We start from the raw sequence: 17,650 nt of genomic DNA, 5'->3' as shown, positions 1-17,650 counted from the left end.
GTGCATTTACCGGCAGGAATAAGAAACTATACATATGCTCAAGATATGGCAATATTCCGCACTAAAACGCAGTGGGCTATGCTTGGATTGCTATTGGTTGCTTTAATAGTAGTGCCCCTTTTTATGGCAAATTACTGGTTGAGTATATTCAATATCATTGCCATTACGATTATCGCTGCTCTGGGTTTAAACCTGCTTACTGGTTATTGCGGGCAACTTTCAATTGGGCACGCAGGATTTATAGCAGTTGGTGCTTATACTTCAGCAATTCTTACCGGTCAATACGAAGTCCCGTTTCTCTTTGGTATGCTTGGAGGCGGATTAATGGCGGGCTTAACCGGTGTGCTTTTTGGGCTTCCATCTTTACGTGTGAAAGGATTTTACCTGGCGATTAGTACCATCGCTGCTCAATTTATCATAATGTGGGTGATTAGCCAGTGGGGAAGCTTAACCGGGGGATTTATTGGTCTCAACGTACCGGCTGCAGAAATATTCGGATACCAGTTCACCGGCCAACTAAGCAAATACTACTTAATCATGGCAATTTGTGTCATTGCGATATTTGTGGCAAAAAACCTGGCAAGGACCCGGCAGGGCAGGGCTTTTGTAGCCATCAGGGATAACGACCTGGCAGCTCAGGTGATGGGTATAAACCTGTTTCGCTACAAACTTATTGCTTTTTTCACCGGGTGTTTTTTCGCCGGAATTAGCGGAGCGTTATTGGCGCACTGCTATTACGGATTCCTTAATCCGGAATTTTTTAGCTTTAAAGAATCTATATTATATGTAGGTATGATTATAATTGGCGGGCTGGGCACCACCGCAGGCCCAATATTTGGGGTGGTTTTCATCCGCTTGCTGGAACGGTTACTGTCACTGGAACTCGTACCGTTCCTGGAGTCGACTATCACCGTGTTCCCCTCCGGGTGGGCTTCGGGTATCACCCCCATGTTATTTGGGTTAGTTATTGTGTTGTTTTTAATTATTGAACCCAGAGGACTGGCTCATCGCTGGCAGATATTTAAAAATTCCTATCGTCTTTGGCCTTTTTCGTATTAGTGTAAAAGGGCAAAAATGTAAAAATTGGTAAGACACGGGGAGGAAAACGAAATGGGAAAATATCATAGTGCTAATATTTCAAGACGCGGGTTCATCAAAGGAACAAGCATGGCATCACTTGTTTTGTTTATTGGAGGTGTACCGTTGCTCATTTCAGCCTGCGGGAGCCAGAAGGAAACTATAAGAATTGGATTATCCACTCCCAGCACTGGAGCTGCTGCTGAGAAGGGGCAGGTTTTGGAGCATGGAAACAAAGATGCAATTCGGTATATTAACCAGGAATGGGGCGGAGTGAGCGGTTACGAAGTGGAACTGGTATGGATGGACAATGGTTACAATGCGGCTACCATGGTAAACAACGTTAACAAGTTTATGGATAGCCGGTGCATCACTTTCGGTTGTTCTTCGTCCGCTATGATGACGGCTGGAATGACTGTTGCCAACCAGAGCGGTTTTACTGGATTGGCAGTATATGGCGCCCCTGTGATATATAGGCCACCTCAACACATATATGGCCAGATGCCTGATTACGGTGATGATTTCGTGGTATTTGCGCAGTATTATAAAGATAACCTGTGGGACGGGCGGGGGAAACCAACGGTTGTAATGCATTTGCTAAACAACTCTACCGGATATGGTGCTTATGATGGAGCAAAAGCAAAGGCAGCAGAGTTAAGGTTCGAGTTACTGGAACCGGTTTTCGAACACACTGCTAGCACAACTTCAGAAACAACCAGCCTGAATTCCATCAGGGCGCTCGATCCGGACATACTCTACATTGCCAGTACTCCAAAGCCCAGTTCGGTGATTATTAAAAATGCTTACGAATTGGGTATGACTGGTGGAAATATGATAATTGCTTGCGGTCACGCCGGGATGACCAAGGCTCTGGTAGACCTGGCGGGTACAAATGTTTGTGAGGGGGTTTATGGCTTGTTTCCTACAGTGAACTGGGATGATGGTGCGTCTGGAATGGCAAAGGTAAAGGAGTATTGCCAGAAGTATCATCCTGCCGATTTTGGTAATATGGACTACATAGCCTCTTGGTGCCAGAGTCTGATTATGGCCAAAGCCGCCGAGCTTGCTGTGGAATCGGTTGGATATGAAACACTGTCAAAAGGTGATTCGAATGCGTGGAAAGCCTATGAAGATTATGGAATTAAAGCGTTAAATAACTATGATGTAGAGGGGCTTCAGGGTCCTGTTAGCTATACTCCCGGGGATAATCGCATGTCCAAGTCTCTCAGGGTTTTTCAGGTCCAGGGAGGAAGCATCAATCCGGTGACGGATTGGATCGAGGCGCCAGTAATTGAATATGAAAAATACGATTGGTTTGGGAAGAAATAAGTTCTCGTTAACGATATCATGCTTAAGATTAACAATATAGAAGTCACGTATCTAAACGTTATTCGGGTTATTCACGGCATTTCCTTAACCGTGCCCGATGGAGCTATTGTTACTTTGTTGGGGGGTAATGGCGCTGGAAAAAGTACTACCCTTAAGGCAGTATCAGGGCTTTTGCATATAGAAGAAGGCCGGGTAACTGACGGATCAATATACTGGGATGATATCCGGATAGATGAAAAAAGCGCCGAAGATATTGGTAGACTTGGTATTGTGCAGGCTCTGGAAGGGCGCCGTATATTCGGCCATCTTACTGCTGAAGAAAACTTGTTGGTTGGTGCTTTCAACCGCAGTAACCGGGGGGAAGTCAGGAAAGATCTGGATATGGTTTACTATTACTTTCCACGCCTTAAAGACCTGAGGAAAAATACTGCGGGGTATCTTTCAGGGGGCGAACAGCAGATGGTGGTGATTGGCAGGGCGATGATGGCCGCTCCGCAGATGATGATGCTGGATGAACCTTCACTTGGTTTGGCGCCGATGCTAGTTGAAGAAATTTACGAGATAATAAAGCGTTTTAACCAAGAGCAAAAAACCTCTGTTTTGATTGTTGAGCAAAACGTACGGGTAGCCCTCAATATTGCCGATTATGGATATGTTTTGGAAAACGGCAGAATTGTCCTTGACGGCACTGCCGATTTTCTTAAAAATAACGAGGATGTTAAAGAATTTTATATGGGGCTTTCGGCTACCGGTACTAAAAAAAATTATCGTGAATTAAAGCACTACAAAAGGCGGAAAAGATGGCTGTAAGACAAGACGAGCATTACGATGAATGGGAAACCATGTCAACTGAAGCCAGGGAGAATTATCTGAATAGCCGACTAAGGCTTCAGATGCGCCATCTTTATGACTATTCTACAGCTGCGCGTGAATTGTTTGAGAAAGCCGGAATTAAAGCTGGTGATATTAACACTATTGCCGATCTGCCTCGTTTACCCGTGACCCGTAAAGAGGATATTATCAGAGCGCAAGAAGAAAATCCTCCATACGGCGGTCTTATTGCTGTTCCGGAGGAGGATATTGAACGTATATTCATTTCTCCGGGTCCGGTATACGAAATACAAACTACTGATATCCAGTGGTTTAGCCGGGCATTATGGGCTGCCGGATTCAGGCGGGGTGATATAGTTCTGAATAGCTTCACGTATCACCTTTCGCCGGCAGGTATGCTTATGCATGAAGGTTTGAGACAATGCGGAGCTACAGTAGTGGTTACCGGGGCGGGCAACACAGAAATACAACTTCGTGCCATGAAACATCTTAAAGTCAATGGTTTTTTAGGAACGCCGTCATTTCTGATGGTATTGATTAAGAAAGCTGAAGAAAACGGGGATGATTTCAAAAAGGACTACAACCTGCAAAAAGCGTGGTTTACCGGCGAGCCCCTGGCTGCATCTGTGCGGAAAGTATTTGAACAAGACTATGGTATTGATACCTATCAGGGCTATGCGGTGACTGAACCAGGTGGAGTGATAGCTTATGAGTGCAGCCACAAGGAAGGTTATCACCTGATGGATGATTACGCGATTGAAATTATTAACTCCGCTGATGGCTTGCCAGTTAAGGCTGGTGAGATCGGAGAGATAGTAATTACTCCGGTGCATAATAAGGCATGGGGGCTGATCAGGTTCGGGACTGGAGACCTTTCGAGTATTGACATTAACCCCTGTCCTTGCGGGCGGAGTTCCCCTAAATTAACCGGGATTCTAGGTAGAATCGGGGAAGCGGTAAAAATTCGAGGAATGTTCGTTGTGGGTTATGAAGTTGATGGGGTGATGAAAGCGTTTGAAGAAGTAACTCACTACCAGATGAAAATAGGACGCAGCGGTCAACGGGATTCGGTGGAAATAATTGTCAGTTTAAAACCGGGCACAAATGAAAAGGATATTCGTGATGAGATTGCCAGGAATTTCCAGTCTAGATGTCGCTTGAAGCTGGATGGAATCAGCATTGTAGCGGATGCAGTTTTTAAGCCGGGGTATAAAAAAATAGAAGATAACCGCACCTGGCAATAATATACTGAGGCTTAAGCTTCTTTGCCCAGATAAGCTGCAACAACTTCAGGATTAACTCGAATTTCTTCAGGAATTCCCTCGGCAATTTTTTTACCAAAATCAAGCACGATTATACGATCAGCAATATCCATCACCACTCCCATATCATGCTCGATGAGTATAATGCTTTTTACCCCGTCTCTGAGTACCGGAGTGTTCGGGTAAGTTTGCCCCTGGCCTTCGAAAATATCAATAATGAAACGCGCGATGTCTTCTTTTTCTTCAAGGTTCATGCCAGCCATAGGTTCATCGAGCAGAAGTACGCTGGGTTCGAGCGCCAGGGCTCTGCCCAGCTCGACTCTTTTTCTCATACCATAAGGTAAAGAACCAACAACACTCTTGCGAATCGGTTCAATTTCGAGGAAATCTATAATGTCTTCGGCAATACGGCGATGTTCAATTTCTTCCGAGTGAGCTGGTCCAAAATACATGGCGGAGGAAAGCATGTTTTGTTTCATGTGCACATGCCTGGCTGCCATTATATTTTCCAGTGCGGTAAGACCAGCATACAGCTCAATATTCTGGAAGGTTCGTGCCAGCCCCATTCTGGCTGCCAGGTCAGGACGTATTCCGGTAATGTCTTGGCCTTTAAAGGTAATTCGGCCTTTCTGGGGTTTGTAGAAACCATTAATGCAGTTAAGCAAACAGGTTTTACCAGCGCCGTTTGGGCCAATTACAGCTAGAATTTCATTCTCCTTAATCTGGGCGCTTATTCCCTTAAGTGCTTGTACGCCGCCGAAAGTAAGATGAATATCATCTATGTTCAAGATAGCTGAATTATCCATTCTGCCCATTCTCTTCTGAAAAAATTCTGTCCCGGTAACCGGTGGTATTTTCACATTCCAGACCGATGCACCCTTTTTTTATAACGGTGTTGGCTGAATCGGTGGGTTTAACACCTATTTTTTGGTTCGATTCTTGATGGTTTTGGTTAAAGCCAGTACACCCGAGGGAGCCGTCTCTGTGAACGAAGATGGTAACTTCATCTTGAACGGCATTACAATATATGGTGGTAGCGGTAAGTTGCCAGTCGGTCATATAAACCCCTCAGCGAAGATTAAAATATCCTAGCATCATTATACCTGATTTTACAATCATGCTGCTTGTTTTGTAGAACCTGATATGATTTAATTAGCTTGAAGATTTTGGCAAGGAGGTTACAATGGCACGTTATCTTCAACTGGTAGTGCTTACCGATAAAGGACGAAAAAATTTCAATGAAAACCCAGACTGGATAAAAGAAGAGCTGGATAGAGAAATTGAGCTATTGGGTGGCAAGATCGTCACTCAGTATGCACTTTTGGGCCAGTATGACTTTATAAATATTATTGAAGCCCCGTCAGATGAGGTAGCGGCAAAGATCGCGATCAAGCTTTCGGCTACTGGCACAGTTAATCCAACAACCCTGGCTGCCATTCCTTTGGAGAGTCTGGTACAGACCTTAAGAAAAAGCAGCCAGCCAGACTGGTAGCCTCAACAAACAATAGCTTTACTTTGCCTTGTGAGGGATAACCAGCACTGGAATGGCAGACTCCTTGAGCACTTTCTCAGTAACACTCCCAAAAGCCCAGCGGGCAATACCGGTGCGCCCATGGCTGCTCATGACAATAATATCAATGTCGTTTTCTCGGGAATAATCGAGAATGCTTTCTGCCGCCGGACCAGTCGCCGCGACAGTTTTAGCGGTTATTCCCTTTTCTTTGAGAAAAGCGGCAACTTTTTCCAGGTATTCCTTCATTTCCTCCTGGTAGGCTTCGTCCAGTTGACGGGCAAGATCGTTGCTGAGGCGTTGCCGGACCCCGCTATCCATCGGTTCTCTTGCGCGTAATAACACAACAGCAGGAGGATTGTTGCACTCTGTCATGTTCAATACATGGGCCAGGCTGGTTTCAGAAAGAGCAGAACCATCAAGCGGTATAAGGATACTTTTATACATTTAAACTCCTCCTATAGCTAAATTTATTGGTTAATTCTATCATACATTATCAAGCGCCAGAGCAAGCGCCTGTAAGGTAGTTGTCAAGATTTTTACCAGTTACAGACAAGGTTATCATTGCTATCAAGGCTATTGCTGTTATGGTAAGATTATATTGTTTATGTCAGAACCAATCTTAAATTCCACATTATTGAAAGAGCTTTTCGAGAGTAAGAATTTTAAAATACTCAGAGGAGAGCTGATCAAGCTTGACAGCGTTGATATTGCGGACCTGCTGAAAGAGGTCGACGACAGTAGTGCCTTGATGAGTTTTCGCCTATTGCCAAAAGATCTTGCCATGCAGGTGTTTGACCATCTGGATTCCAACCAGCAACTGAAACTGCTGGAAGCATTTGCCGATAGCCGGGCAAGATATTTCTTTGAATCGATGCCGCCTGATGATAGAGCTGAGCTTCTTGATGAGGTTCCTGCCAAGGTTGCCAGAAGGTTATTAAAACTTTTATCTGATTCTGAAAGGCAAACAACGCTGACCTTGCTTGGTTATCAGGAAAATACTGCCGGAAGGGTAATGACTCCTGATTTTATTGATCTGGATTTCCGCATGAGCGTTGCCGATGCATTAGAGCGTGTTCGAAAACTGGCGGTAACAAAAGAGACTATCTATGTAGCTTATGTTATGGACAGCGGTAGAAAATTGCTCGGTACGGTGAGTTTAAAAGATCTGGTACTGACAGATCCGGAAATACCGTTATCAAAAATCATGACTGAAAATCCAAAAACCGTCTGTACTTATACGGATCAGGAAGAAGTTGCACGAAAACTTAAAGATTACGACTTGCTGGCTATGCCCGTGGTCGATACTGAATACCGCCTGGTTGGCATTGTAACATGGGATGATGTTGTTGATATTCTGGAGGAAGAAGCAACTGAAGATATTTACCGCTTTGGAGCCGTAACCGGTACAGAAAAAGGTTACTTTGCATCCAGGTTGTTTAGCGTAGTAAAAAGCCGGGTAGTGTGGCTAATTTTACTTCTCATTGTGAATACTATTACTGGTTCTATCATTGCGGGGCAGGAAGGTTTGCTGGGAGAAATTGTGATATTGGCTGCTTTTATCCCTTTACTTATCGGGACTGGAGGCAATATTGGTTCTCAATCGGCAACCGTTGTCATAAGAGGACTTGCTACTGGAGAAATTACCCCTCGCCGCGCAACTTCTATCATTCTAAGAGAAATAGGAATTGGTTTGATGCTGGGGGCGGTGCTGGCAATTTTGGTGTTAGGCTGGGCATATTTACTTGGGAGAAATATTGAGGTGGCGGTTGTTGTAAGCATTACATTAATCGGGATCGCGACTATGGCTACACTAACAGGAGGATCCCTGCCTTTTATTTTCCGCTTTTTCAAGGTTGATCCAGCGCTGGTTTCTGCTCCATTTATCACTACAGTGATGGATATATTTGGAGTGGTTCTATATTTCTTTATTGCTAATTTACTCCTTACCTTGTAATGGTTCGTAGTTGAAAAACTCTTGACACATTTATGAGTTTGAACCATAATTGTTAGATATGGCTAACTAAGAGGTGATAATTTGGGCATTCGCCATTCAGCCAGTATTGAAGACTACCTTGAAGCAATTATGCTCCTTTCCGAGAATGGAGAAAAAGTAACCGTTACCAGAATTAGCCATGCAATGGGAGTTAAGAAACCGAGTGTGACCTCGGCGATTACCAGGCTTGTCGAAAACGGTCTTGCGACACATGAAAAGTATGGAGAGATCCATTTAACCGGGAAAGGCTTGAAGACCGCGTGTGATGTCTACAAGAGGCATCAAGCCTTGAAGCGTTTTCTGATTGACATCCTGGATATAAAAGAGGACGTTGCCTCTGAAGATGCTTGCCGTATGGAGCATTATCTCAGTTCTGTTAGCATGGAAAGACTAGACAAATTTATTGAATATGTTACGAGCTGCCCTCAAGGACGGCCTTATTGGTTGGAAGGTTTTAATTATTATTTAAACCATGGAGAAAGAAATCCTGAACATTTGGCTGTATGTTCAGACAGATGCAAGGCATCTCAGGATGGCTTGTAGTAATATTGATAAGGCAATTATTTGAAAAGTAATTGTTTTCCGCTTGCTCTGGCTCCGGCTTACAGTAATCTGGAAATAGTAGAAGTCGTAGCCGGGCATGGTTTAAAAACTCGCCTCGGCGACATGGGCATAATACCAGGGGCTGAAATAAAACTGGTGAGTCCGGCAACAACCGGACCAGTTATTATTGAGGTTAAGAGCTGCCGGTTGGCTTTGGGTAGAGGTGTTGCTCAGCGTATTATGGTTATCGAAAAACCAAAATTGGAGGGGTAGAATTGGGCCAGGGAATATTGATTGGAAAAGTATTCGGAATATCAATTCGTTTACATCTTTCATGGTTTATAATATTTGGCCTGGTTACCTGGGCTTTAGCCTCAAACTACTTTCCAGCCAATTATCCAAACTGGTCTACCGGGCTTGCTATTGGGGTTAGTTTTGCCACTAGTCTGTTATTTTTTAGCTCAGTGCTCTTTCACGAATTATCACATAGCCTGATGGCTAAAAAGTATGGTATTCCGGTATCTTCAATAACACTATTTATTCTTGGTGGTGTTGCTGAAATAGCTGAGGAGCCACGAAAACCAAAAGAAGAATTTATGGTTGCTCTGGCTGGCCCTCTTTCCAGTGTGATTATAGGATTGATATTTGCTGTATTATGGCTTGCCCTTCCGCTGAAAGCCGAAGTCTTTATTGCAGTTTCTTTCTGGCTGGCCTGGATTAATTTAATGCTGGGGTTGTTTAACTTGACGCCCGGATTTCCAATGGATGGAGGGAGGGTTTTAAGGGCTTTAATCTGGTGGAAAACTGGAAATCTTGACAAGTCTACCCGCATTGCTTCGAACATTGGCCAGGGTGTTGGACTTCTGTTTATTATTGGAGGCGTTTCCCTGGTTTTTTATGGAATGCTGTTAAACGGTTTGTGGATTAGTATCATAGGCTGGTTTATCCGGAGCGCTGCAGCTTCCAGTTATCGACAACTGACTCTCCGGCAATTGATGAAGGGCCATAAGGTAAAGGAAGTAATGGCTGATGATTGCTTGCTTATCGATCCGGAGATGAGCATAGAGCAGCTTGTTAATGAACATGTCATCTCCAGTGGGAGACGCTGCTTTGCTATTGGCGGTTCGGGAATCGTACAAGGTGTGATTACTCTAAAGGATATTAAAAACCTTTCACGTAACAACTGGAGCGAAACCAGCGTTGAGCAGGTTATGACACCGCTGAAAGATCTACATATTATCGGTCCTGAGGAAGACCTTGGAGAAGCATTTAAACTATTAACAGAAAAAAATGTAAACCAGTTGCCAGTAATTGCAGAAGGTAAGTTGCAGGGAATGCTAGCCAGGGATAACCTCCTCAATTTTATCAGTTTAAAAGAAGGGCTTGGCTTAGAATGATGAATGCTTTTTGGTACTATGGAAACTTTTGGAATTAAAAAACCCGCTTTTTTAAGCGGGTTTTTTACTTGTTTTTTTAGGTAAGCATCAACTGTAAGGTCAAATACCGATTTGGTAGATAAGCTAGGCGGCGGTCCTGAATACCACTATTTCAGGTCCACCGGGAGTATCTTTTACGCCTACTGTTGCATCGTTAAGGTGCGCAGCTAAAATACCGCTCACAACTAGCAAGCGTTTATCGTTGTAATTCACAAAATGGTCACCTTCTTTTGCCTTGCCAACTCCTATTGCGAAGCTCTCGCCATCTTCGGTTACCAGCCTGAGGCAATCGTCTTTACTTTCGGCTTTTTCCTGGAGCATCTTTTCGAGTTCGAGCGCGGCCCTTTCGGTTACTTTTAACATCCTGCTTTCTCTCCTGTAAACATAGTCTATATATAAATAGTAATATCTGTTTTCATAATAACAGAGACAAACTCGAAGTTCAAATAAAACGTATCGTTTCCGGGCGCGCAGCTTGATAAATTGACTCAGGCAGCGTATTTTTCTATAATGGGCGTTTGGTTGACATTGGTAGGCAAATCTGCCAAAATGGTGCCCGAGTGGCGCAACGGTAGCGCAACCGACTTGTAATCGGTAGGTTAGCGGGTTCGAGTCCCCTCTCGGGCTTGGGCCTATTTTTTTTGTCAACTTTATAGTGTTCAAATGGAGGGATGCCGGAGCGGCCAATCGGAGCAGACTGTAAATCTGCCGCCTGGAAGGGCTACACAGGTTCGAATCCTGTTCCCTCCACCATTTTTTTACTGGACACAGAACAATATGCGCGTGTATAATAAGCAGGTTGCCCACATAGCTCAGCAGGTAGAGCACGTTCTTGGTAAGAACGGGGTCATCAGTTCGAATCTGATTGTGGGCTTTTAATTATAAAACAATTAAAGAAGGTATAAAGGAATAAAGGGGGCTTAAATGGCAAAACAGAAGTTTGACAGGACTAAACCACACTGTAATGTAGGAACCATTGGTCATGTAGACCATGGCAAAACAACGTTAACCTCGGCTATCACTATGGTACTGGCCAAGCATATAGGTGGCCAGAATATTTACCGGGATTTTTTCACTATCGATAATGCGCCTGAGGAAAAGGCCAGGGGCGTTACTATTGCTATTTCCCATATTGAGTATGAAACAAAAAATCGCCACTATGCTCATATTGACTGCCCCGGACACGCAGACTTCGTTAAAAACATGATCACCGGCGCTGCTCAGATGGATGGCGCTATCCTGGTAGTCAGTGCTCCAGATGGCCCCATGCCTCAGACCAGGGAACATGTGTTGCTTGCTCGTCAGGTCGAAGTACCAGCTATCGTTGTTGCTTTAAACAAATGCGATCTTATGGAAGACGAAGAGCTTCTTGAACTGGTAGAAATGGAAGTAAGAGATCTTCTGGCAAAATACAATTACACTGGTGATGATTTGCCTGTTGTTCGCGTAAGTGCTCTTAAAGCCCTTGAATGCGGTTGCGGCAAAGAAGAATGTCGTTGGTGTGGTTCCATCATTAAACTGATGGATGCCGTAGATAACTATATTCAGGTACCTCCTCGGCCCACCGACCAGCCTTTCCTGCTTTCGGTTGAAGATGTTTTCTCCATCAAAGGTCGCGGAACAGTAGCTACCGGTCGTGTAGAACGCGGCGTTGTCAAAGTTGGAGATGAAGTCGAGTTGGTTGGTCTTCATCACGAGCCGCGCAAGGTTGTTGTAACCGGCGTTGAAATGTTCCACAAAATGCTTGATCGAGCTGAGCCTGGTGATGCAGTTGGTGTCCTTCTTCGGGGCGTAGATCGTGAGGATATCGAAAGAGGGCAGGTTCTCGCAGCTCCGGGTAGCATTAAACCGCGTTCCTATGCTAACGCAGAGGTATATGTTCTTGGCAAAGATGAGGGAGGGCGGCATACTCCATTCTTTAATGGTTACAAACCACAGTTCTATATCCGCACTACTGACGTGACTGGCGAAATTGAGCTTGAAAAAGGCGTCGAAATGGTGATGCCTGGTGATAACACCAAGATGAGAGTTAAACTAATCTATCCGGTAGCGATGGAGAAAGGTTTAAGGTTTGCAATCCGGGAAGGTGGCCGCACTGTTGGTGCCGGCTCGATCACCGAGATAATAGAATAATATGGCAAAAAAAGGCGAAGCAAGAACGGTAATCACTCTTGCCTGTAATGAGTGTAGAGAGCGCAACTACACGACTGAAAAAAACAAGCGTAACGACACTCAACGGCTTGAGTTAAATAAATACTGCCCGCGATGCCGGGTAAGTCGGCCGCATCGTGAGGTTAAATAGCCCCATTTCGGGAAAGCGTTATGGCTAATAAACCCGTAGAAAAAAAACCTTCAAGGTTCCGTAAATTCGGTGAAATAATCGGCGAGCTCAAGAAAGTCACCTGGCTCACCCGCCGAGAGACTCTGTATCTCACCGGGCTGGTGCTTATTGTAGCGGTTTTCATGGGAGTTGTTCTTGGCCTGATTGACTGGGGTTTTAGCGCTATGATTGATAAGTTGTTTCTTGGTGGATAATATGGCAGGAGCAGTACAACCAAAAACCGCCAACGATGATATGAAGTGGTATGTTGTGCATACCTATTCCGGTTACGAAGAGCGAGTGGTCAAGAACCTGGAGCAACGTAGGCGGAGCATGGACCTCGATGGGGATATTGAAGAAGTTCTTATTCCCAAAGAAGAAGAAGTCGAGATCAAAAACGGGCAACGTTGTACAGTGAATAAGAAGATTCTGCCCGGGTATATATTAGTGCGTATGCGGCTTAATGACTTGAGTTGGGCTATCGTGCGCAATACTCCGGCAGTAACCGGTTTTGTATCTAGTGGAAACAAGCCGACCCCGCTAGCAGAGTCTGAGGTTGGGTGGATTAAACGACAGGTTGAGGCTGAAGCACCGCGAGTAAAAGTGGGTCTTCGGCAGGGACAAAGCGTGCGTGTGGTGGATGGACCCTTTATCGATTTTATCGGCACGGTTGATGAAGTAGACTCTGATAAGGGTAAGGTTAAAGTCTTACTATCACTTTTCGGGCGCGAAACTCCTGTGCAGTTGGACTTATTGCAAGTAGAAAAGCTTTAATTTAGATTGAGGTAAAATCAATTGGCTAAGAAGGTAAAAGCAAAAATTAAATTACAGATTGAAGCCGGTAAGGCCAACCCGGCTCCTCCTATTGGCCCAGCCTTGGGTCAACATGGAGTCAACATTATGGGTTTCTGCAAGGAGTACAACGAGAGAACCGCCAAATACGCCGGTTCTGTAATACCCGTAGAGATAACAGTATATGTTGACCGAACATTCAGTTTTGTCACCAAAACTCCGCCAGCCTCAGATCTTTTGAAAAAGGCTGTTGGAAGGGACAAGGGAGCTGGAGCTCCTGGCAGAGATGCCCCTATAAAGATTTCTCGTGAAAAACTGCGGGAGATTGCAAATACCAAGCTCCCCGATTTGAATGCATACGATGTTGAAGGAGCCGAGCGTATTATAGCCGGTACCGCCCGTAATATGGGTATCAAGGTGGAAGATTAGAATATGACACAGCATAGCAAGAGATATCAGGAAGCGCTTCAATCCGTAGACCGCCAGGAAAGTTATATCCTGGTGGACGCGATAGCACTTATCAAGGAAATGCCCAAGGCTAAGTTTGACGAAACTGTTGAACTTCACCTTAGAATGGGGCTTGATCCACGTAATAGTTCCCAGCAGGTCAGAGGAGTAGCGTTGTTACCGCATGGACTTGGTAAAACAGTACGGGTGTTGGTATTTGCCCAAGGCGAAGCAGTAAAAATCGCTGAGAACGCCGGAGCTGATTTTGTTGGCGGGGAAGATCTCGCTAAAAAGATTGAAGAAGGATGGCTTGATTTTGATACAGCCATTGCCACGCCGGAAATGATGGGCAAGGTTGGTAAGTTGGGTAAAATCCTGGGAAGGAGAGGCTTGATGCCAAATCCCAAGGCTGGTACAGTTGTACCTGCCGAAGATCTCCCGAGGGTTATCGAAGATGCTCGTAAGGGTCGAGTTGAGTTCAAGCTTGACCGCACTGCTATTATCCATGTTCCGGTGGGTAAAGCTAGTTTCGAGGCCGAAAGGCTTAAGGAGAATCTTTACAGCATCATGGATGCTATATTGAAAGCCAAGCCCACGGGCGCAAAAGGGCAATACATAAAGAGTGCTTTTTTGACAACTACAATGGGGCCTGGTATAAAGCTGGATCTTAAAGAGGTAATGGCTATTTCGGTCAGTTAAGAAACAAATAGAAACATTTGCTTTCCCAAGACAGCGGGTGCCATACGGCTTAATTATATGCCTGCCCAGGAAAGCCTTGAAGAGTAACCTCTTGCGAGGCAATATCCCTGTGGAAAGCGCAGGGATTTTTTTAATTTAGGGAAAAGGAGGGGCTAATGCAAAGAAAGGCCAAAATACGAGAACACAAAGTAAAGGTTGTCAAAGAAGTAGCCGAATCTTTTAAAAAGAGCCAGGTTGTAGTGCTAACCAACTATTCTGGTATGACCACTGCAGATATCACTGCGCTCAGGCGTAAACTGAAAGCTGGTGGAGTCGAATACAGGGTTGTAAAAAACACACTTGCACGTTTCGCCGCGGATGAATCAGGCCAAAGTTTTGACCGTAGTATCTTCAACGGTCCAGTTGCAGCTGCTTTTGGGTTTGACGATCCGGTAGTGGCAGCAAAATTGGTTGTAGATTTTGCCAAGAACGGCGATATTCCCATTTCAATTGTCGGTGGAATCATTGGAGATTCCCTTCTTAGCGCAGATGATGTTAAAGAACTGGCGCAATTACCTTCGCGCGAAATACTACTGGCTAAGGTAGTCGGCGGCATACAGTGGCCGCTTACTGGGCTTGTCAGTTGTCTTGCCGGGCCTATCAGGGGTCTGGCTTATATATTACAGGCAAGAATAAATCAACTTGAGGAGGCATAAATGTCTGACAAAAAAACAGAAGTAATGGAAATCATCAAAGGTATGACTGTTGTTGAGCTGGCTGATTTGGTGAAAGCCCTCGAAACAGAATTCGGTGTTAGTGCTGCTGCTCCGGTAGCGGTTGCTGCACCCGCAGCTGGTGGAGCTGGTGAAGCAGCGCCTGCTGAGGAAGAGAAAACAGAATTCGATGTTATTCTTAAAGCCGTCGGCGATAACAAAATTAACGTCATTCGTGCAGTACGTGAAATTACCAGTCTTGGCCTGAAGGAGTCCAAAGACTTGGTAGAAGGCGCACCCAAGCCAGTAAAAGAAGGCATCAGCAAGGATGAAGCCCAGGCTGCTAAAACCAAACTTGAAGCCGCTGGTGCTACCGTAGAAATCAAGTAATTGTTGATTATATAGACAGCAAACGTTATATTGAAACGGTACCTACCAGCTCGAAAATAAGGGGTGAGCCATGGAAGCACCGGTAATAGTGGCGGTATTGGGAGCCTTTTTTACCCTTTTTGGGTTAGGCCTGGTTATCTGGGGATACCGGGAAGAAAAACGATACGTTGATTATATTACCCGGCGGCCGGATGCCAAGGAATTTATTAACCGGTTTCCGCCACAGTTCGAAGCCGGGGGTCTGAAAGCCGGCGGATTCATAGCCCTGGCGGTTGGCGTTGCGATGTTTATTATCGCGCTGCTCCTTTGGCTAGTGTTCTGAAAAGAACCAACAGAATTCAATAACTGGGGAGTCTATTGTCAGACTCCCCAGTTTGTTTTTACTGTGATGTGGTGTTTTATAACATTTGAATATGACCCAGATTATCATCTGGGGCGATACTGCATGGCTTCAGCTATGTGATGAGCCTTGATTAAATGACTTTCTTCCAAATCTGCAATAGTTCTGGCAAGCTTTAATATGCGGTGATATCCGCGAGCTGACAGATGCAGTTGACGCATGCCTTCTCTTAACAAGCTGCACGCAGTATCGTCGGTTACGCAATAATCGGCGATGTTTTCAGCGCGCATATCAGAGTTGGAAAGCACAAGATTCCCCTGAAATCGTTCCAGCTGCCTGTTTCTTGCGGCTGCCACTCTGTTTGCGATGCTTCCAGACTTCTCACCGCATCTTTCCGAGGTTAGCTTCTCGTAATCAACAAATGGCGCATTTACAAAAATATCAACGCGGTCATTAAAAGGGCCACTGAGCCTTTGCTGATATCTGGCGATTGCAGAGGGCGAACAAGAACAGGTTTTTATTGGATCATTATAATAACCGCACGGACATGGATTCATCGCCCCTACGAGCATGAAATTTGCCGGGAAGGAAACACTGCCTTTTACACGACTGATAGTTACAGTCCGGTCTTCCAGAGGTTGCCTGAGCATTTCCAATTTGGAAGACCCGAATTCGGGTAGTTCGTCCAGAAACAGTACACCGCGGTGGCTTAAGCTGATTTCACCGGGTTTTGGCCATGAGCCTCCGCCAACCATGCCAGCGCTGGAGATAGTATAATGGGGTGCCCGGAATGGCCGGTTGAGTACTAGCGGGGTGTCTGGAGGGAGTAATCCGCTAATAGAATAAATCTTGGTTACCTCGATAGCTTCGTTTTGGGTCATCGGAGGAAGGATAGAAGATAATGCTCTTGCAAGCATTGTTTTTCCGCTTCCCGGTGGGCCAGACATCACAATATTATGTGACCCAGCGGCTGCCACTTCGAGTGCTCTCTTAACGTGCTCCTGGCCTTTGATAGTGGACATATCCACCCAGTCTGCAGGCTTTGAGGCTATATAATCAGAACTTTCCGGTTGGTAAAAAAAGAGCGGCTCAGGAGAAGATATTGCGTCTGAGAGTTGGCGCAGGTTTTTAAAACAGGCTATATTAATGTCTTCTACCAGTGCGGCTTCAGCCACATCGCTTTCAGGAACGATTACGGCAGCCATTTTCTTTTCTCTGGCAAAAGCAACCATAGGCAGGATTCCGTTAGTGTGGCGCAAACTCCCGTCAAGAGAAAGCTCGCCGAGGAGAAGCATATTTGAAAGGTCACCCTGGCATTGCCCGGAGCCAATCAAGATAGCAATTGCGATTGGCAGATCATAAGAAGGCCCGACTTTCTTAAGGTCGGCTGGAGCAAGGTTAACCGTAATCCGACGCGGAGGAAAGGAAAAACCGGAATTACGGATTGCCGCCCTGACTCTTTCACGGGCTTCCTGTACAGCAGTGTCGGGGAGGCCTACAATCGTGAAAGATGGTAGACCAGGGGAAATATCTGCTTCAACTTCTACAATCGCCCCTTCGAGTCCGATCAGGGCACAACTAAATACTCTGGCAAGCATGATAAGTCTGGGTAAATGGTAACCATTGTAACAGCAACATGTCAATTACACTGTAAAATTATCAATAATAACCAATACAGGTTGTCATATTTGTAGTGAGTGATGCAGTAATAATTGGTGAATACGGAACACAGAAGATGGTGATATGGTATGATATGCTTGTTCTCATATGGAGCGCTATGCTTGGCTGATAGAGGTTTTCAGGTTTTTTAGGGTATGACATCGTACTTCTAGATACAGTTCCAGCAACGCGGAAAGCTTGGAAGCTTGCATTTTTTATGACATCTGTGCTATATTTAGGGTACAAGAGAATACTTCTATCAAGTGGGACGCCAAAAGCCCACTTTTTTGTTGTCAGGGAGTTTTATATCTGGAGGAAGGATAGAAC

Annotated in this window: 23 protein-coding genes, 3 tRNA genes and 1 other annotated feature; of the genes, 21 read left to right on the top strand and 5 right to left on the bottom strand. The window is 45.1% G+C overall.

What is annotated here, in order from left to right:
* The 4 genes from PHX29_02895 to PHX29_02880 are packed head-to-tail and all read left to right on the top strand — an operon-like array spanning position 1 to position 4,481.
* A complete protein-coding gene (locus tag PHX29_02895; protein ID MDD5604846.1) occupies positions 1-1,059 on the top strand; it encodes a branched-chain amino acid ABC transporter permease in 1,059 nt (352 codons plus the stop codon).
* Positions 1,060-1,110: 51 nt separating this feature from the next.
* On the top strand, positions 1,111-2,406 hold the full coding sequence (locus PHX29_02890) for an ABC transporter substrate-binding protein (GenBank protein MDD5604845.1): 1,296 nt from the start codon (positions 1,111-1,113) through the stop codon (positions 2,404-2,406).
* A gap of 18 nt (positions 2,407-2,424) precedes the next feature.
* On the top strand, positions 2,425-3,216 hold the full coding sequence (locus PHX29_02885; GenBank protein ID MDD5604844.1) for an ABC transporter ATP-binding protein: 792 nt from the start codon (positions 2,425-2,427) through the stop codon (positions 3,214-3,216).
* Positions 3,207-4,481: an AMP-binding protein gene (locus PHX29_02880; protein ID MDD5604843.1), complete on the top strand. Its 1,275-nt coding sequence runs from the start codon at positions 3,207-3,209 to the stop codon at positions 4,479-4,481. The genes PHX29_02885 and PHX29_02880 overlap by 10 nt, the downstream gene beginning before the upstream one ends.
* Before the next feature lie 11 nt (positions 4,482-4,492).
* Here the strand turns inward: PHX29_02880 and PHX29_02875 are convergent, their stop codons facing one another.
* Together PHX29_02875 and PHX29_02870 are read right to left on the bottom strand one after the other, a co-directional pair.
* On the bottom strand, positions 4,493-5,305 hold the full coding sequence (locus tag PHX29_02875; protein ID MDD5604842.1) for an ABC transporter ATP-binding protein: 813 nt from the start codon (positions 5,303-5,305) through the stop codon (positions 4,493-4,495).
* Positions 5,298-5,558 (bottom strand): hypothetical protein, encoded by a 261-nt coding sequence (locus tag PHX29_02870; GenBank protein MDD5604841.1) that lies wholly within the window; start codon positions 5,556-5,558, stop codon positions 5,298-5,300. Before PHX29_02870 ends, PHX29_02875 begins: the two co-directional genes overlap by 8 nt.
* A gap of 124 nt (positions 5,559-5,682) precedes the next feature.
* On the opposite strand from PHX29_02870, the gene PHX29_02865 reads away from it, so the two are divergent.
* A complete protein-coding gene (locus PHX29_02865) occupies positions 5,683-5,991 on the top strand; it encodes a GYD domain-containing protein (GenBank protein ID MDD5604840.1) in 309 nt (102 codons plus the stop codon).
* A gap of 18 nt (positions 5,992-6,009) precedes the next feature.
* Here PHX29_02865 and PHX29_02860 read toward each other — a convergent pair whose 3' ends face one another.
* A complete protein-coding gene (locus PHX29_02860; GenBank protein ID MDD5604839.1) occupies positions 6,010-6,456 on the bottom strand; it encodes a universal stress protein in 447 nt (148 codons plus the stop codon).
* 160 nt (positions 6,457-6,616) lie between these two features.
* Between PHX29_02860 and mgtE the strand changes: the two genes are divergently transcribed.
* From mgtE to PHX29_02840, 4 genes are all read left to right on the top strand, one after another.
* Positions 6,617-7,966 carry a magnesium transporter gene (gene mgtE, locus PHX29_02855; protein MDD5604838.1) on the top strand — a complete coding sequence of 450 codons (1,350 nt, stop codon included), beginning with the start codon at positions 6,617-6,619 and terminating at the stop codon, positions 7,964-7,966.
* Between the two features lie 81 nt (positions 7,967-8,047).
* Positions 8,048-8,548: a metal-dependent transcriptional regulator gene (locus tag PHX29_02850; GenBank protein MDD5604837.1), complete on the top strand. Its 501-nt coding sequence runs from the start codon at positions 8,048-8,050 to the stop codon at positions 8,546-8,548.
* A gap of 21 nt (positions 8,549-8,569) precedes the next feature.
* Positions 8,570-8,821 carry a FeoA family protein gene (locus tag PHX29_02845; GenBank protein MDD5604836.1) on the top strand — a complete coding sequence of 84 codons (252 nt, stop codon included), beginning with the start codon at positions 8,570-8,572 and terminating at the stop codon, positions 8,819-8,821.
* Positions 8,822-8,823: 2 nt separating this feature from the next.
* The gene (locus PHX29_02840) at positions 8,824-9,945 is read left to right on the top strand and encodes a site-2 protease family protein (GenBank protein MDD5604835.1); all 1,122 of its coding nucleotides are present in this window, start codon (positions 8,824-8,826) and stop codon (positions 9,943-9,945) included.
* Between the two features lie 123 nt (positions 9,946-10,068).
* On the opposite strand, the gene PHX29_02835 is transcribed toward PHX29_02840, so the two are convergent.
* Entirely contained in the window at positions 10,069-10,347 is a 279-nt protein-coding gene (locus tag PHX29_02835) for a hypothetical protein (GenBank protein ID MDD5604834.1), read from the bottom strand.
* A gap of 191 nt (positions 10,348-10,538) precedes the next feature.
* Between PHX29_02835 and PHX29_02830 the strand changes: the two genes are divergently transcribed.
* The 12 genes from PHX29_02830 (at position 10,539) to PHX29_02775 (ending at position 15,646) form a co-directional block, all read left to right on the top strand.
* Positions 10,539-10,611 (top strand) — tRNA-Thr (locus PHX29_02830).
* Positions 10,612-10,649: 38 nt separating this feature from the next.
* Positions 10,650-10,737: transfer RNA gene (locus PHX29_02825), tRNA-Tyr, on the top strand.
* A gap of 48 nt (positions 10,738-10,785) precedes the next feature.
* Positions 10,786-10,858, top strand: a tRNA-Thr gene (locus PHX29_02820).
* A 50-nt stretch (positions 10,859-10,908) separates the two neighbouring features.
* Positions 10,909-12,117, top strand: coding sequence for an elongation factor Tu (gene tuf / locus PHX29_02815; protein MDD5604833.1), 1,209 nt, complete (start codon positions 10,909-10,911; stop codon positions 12,115-12,117).
* Position 12,118: 1 nt separating this feature from the next.
* Complete coding sequence (gene rpmG / locus PHX29_02810; GenBank protein ID MDD5604832.1) at positions 12,119-12,286, top strand: 50S ribosomal protein L33; 168 nt, start codon at positions 12,119-12,121, stop codon at positions 12,284-12,286.
* Positions 12,287-12,306: 20 nt separating this feature from the next.
* Positions 12,307-12,519, top strand: coding sequence for a preprotein translocase subunit SecE (gene secE, locus PHX29_02805; protein MDD5604831.1), 213 nt, complete (start codon positions 12,307-12,309; stop codon positions 12,517-12,519).
* Position 12,520: 1 nt separating this feature from the next.
* Positions 12,521-13,078 carry a transcription termination/antitermination protein NusG gene (gene nusG, locus PHX29_02800; protein MDD5604830.1) on the top strand — a complete coding sequence of 186 codons (558 nt, stop codon included), beginning with the start codon at positions 12,521-12,523 and terminating at the stop codon, positions 13,076-13,078.
* 21 nt (positions 13,079-13,099) lie between these two features.
* Positions 13,100-13,525 carry a 50S ribosomal protein L11 gene (gene rplK, locus PHX29_02795; protein MDD5604829.1) on the top strand — a complete coding sequence of 142 codons (426 nt, stop codon included), beginning with the start codon at positions 13,100-13,102 and terminating at the stop codon, positions 13,523-13,525.
* A 3-nt stretch (positions 13,526-13,528) separates the two neighbouring features.
* On the top strand, positions 13,529-14,242 hold the full coding sequence (rplA, locus tag PHX29_02790) for a 50S ribosomal protein L1 (protein MDD5604828.1): 714 nt from the start codon (positions 13,529-13,531) through the stop codon (positions 14,240-14,242).
* Positions 14,243-14,248: 6 nt separating this feature from the next.
* Positions 14,249-14,382, top strand: a sequence feature (ribosomal protein L10 leader region).
* A 15-nt stretch (positions 14,383-14,397) separates the two neighbouring features.
* Complete coding sequence (gene rplJ / locus PHX29_02785; protein MDD5604827.1) at positions 14,398-14,937, top strand: 50S ribosomal protein L10; 540 nt, start codon at positions 14,398-14,400, stop codon at positions 14,935-14,937.
* Entirely contained in the window at positions 14,938-15,324 is a 387-nt protein-coding gene (gene rplL, locus PHX29_02780; protein MDD5604826.1) for a 50S ribosomal protein L7/L12, read from the top strand.
* 70 nt (positions 15,325-15,394) lie between these two features.
* Positions 15,395-15,646, top strand: coding sequence for a hypothetical protein (locus PHX29_02775; GenBank protein MDD5604825.1), 252 nt, complete (start codon positions 15,395-15,397; stop codon positions 15,644-15,646).
* A gap of 104 nt (positions 15,647-15,750) precedes the next feature.
* Here the strand turns inward: PHX29_02775 and PHX29_02770 are convergent, their stop codons facing one another.
* Positions 15,751-17,262, bottom strand: coding sequence for a YifB family Mg chelatase-like AAA ATPase (locus PHX29_02770; protein MDD5604824.1), 1,512 nt, complete (start codon positions 17,260-17,262; stop codon positions 15,751-15,753).
* Between the last annotated feature and the right edge of the window lie 388 nt (positions 17,263-17,650).

It is taken from the genome of Dehalococcoidales bacterium (assembly GCA_028717385.1).
GTDB lineage: Bacteria > Chloroflexota > Dehalococcoidia > Dehalococcoidales > CSSed11-197 > CSSed11-197.
The sequence above is the reverse complement of the archived record's forward strand: the minus strand, read 5'-3'. Positions and strand labels throughout refer to the sequence as shown.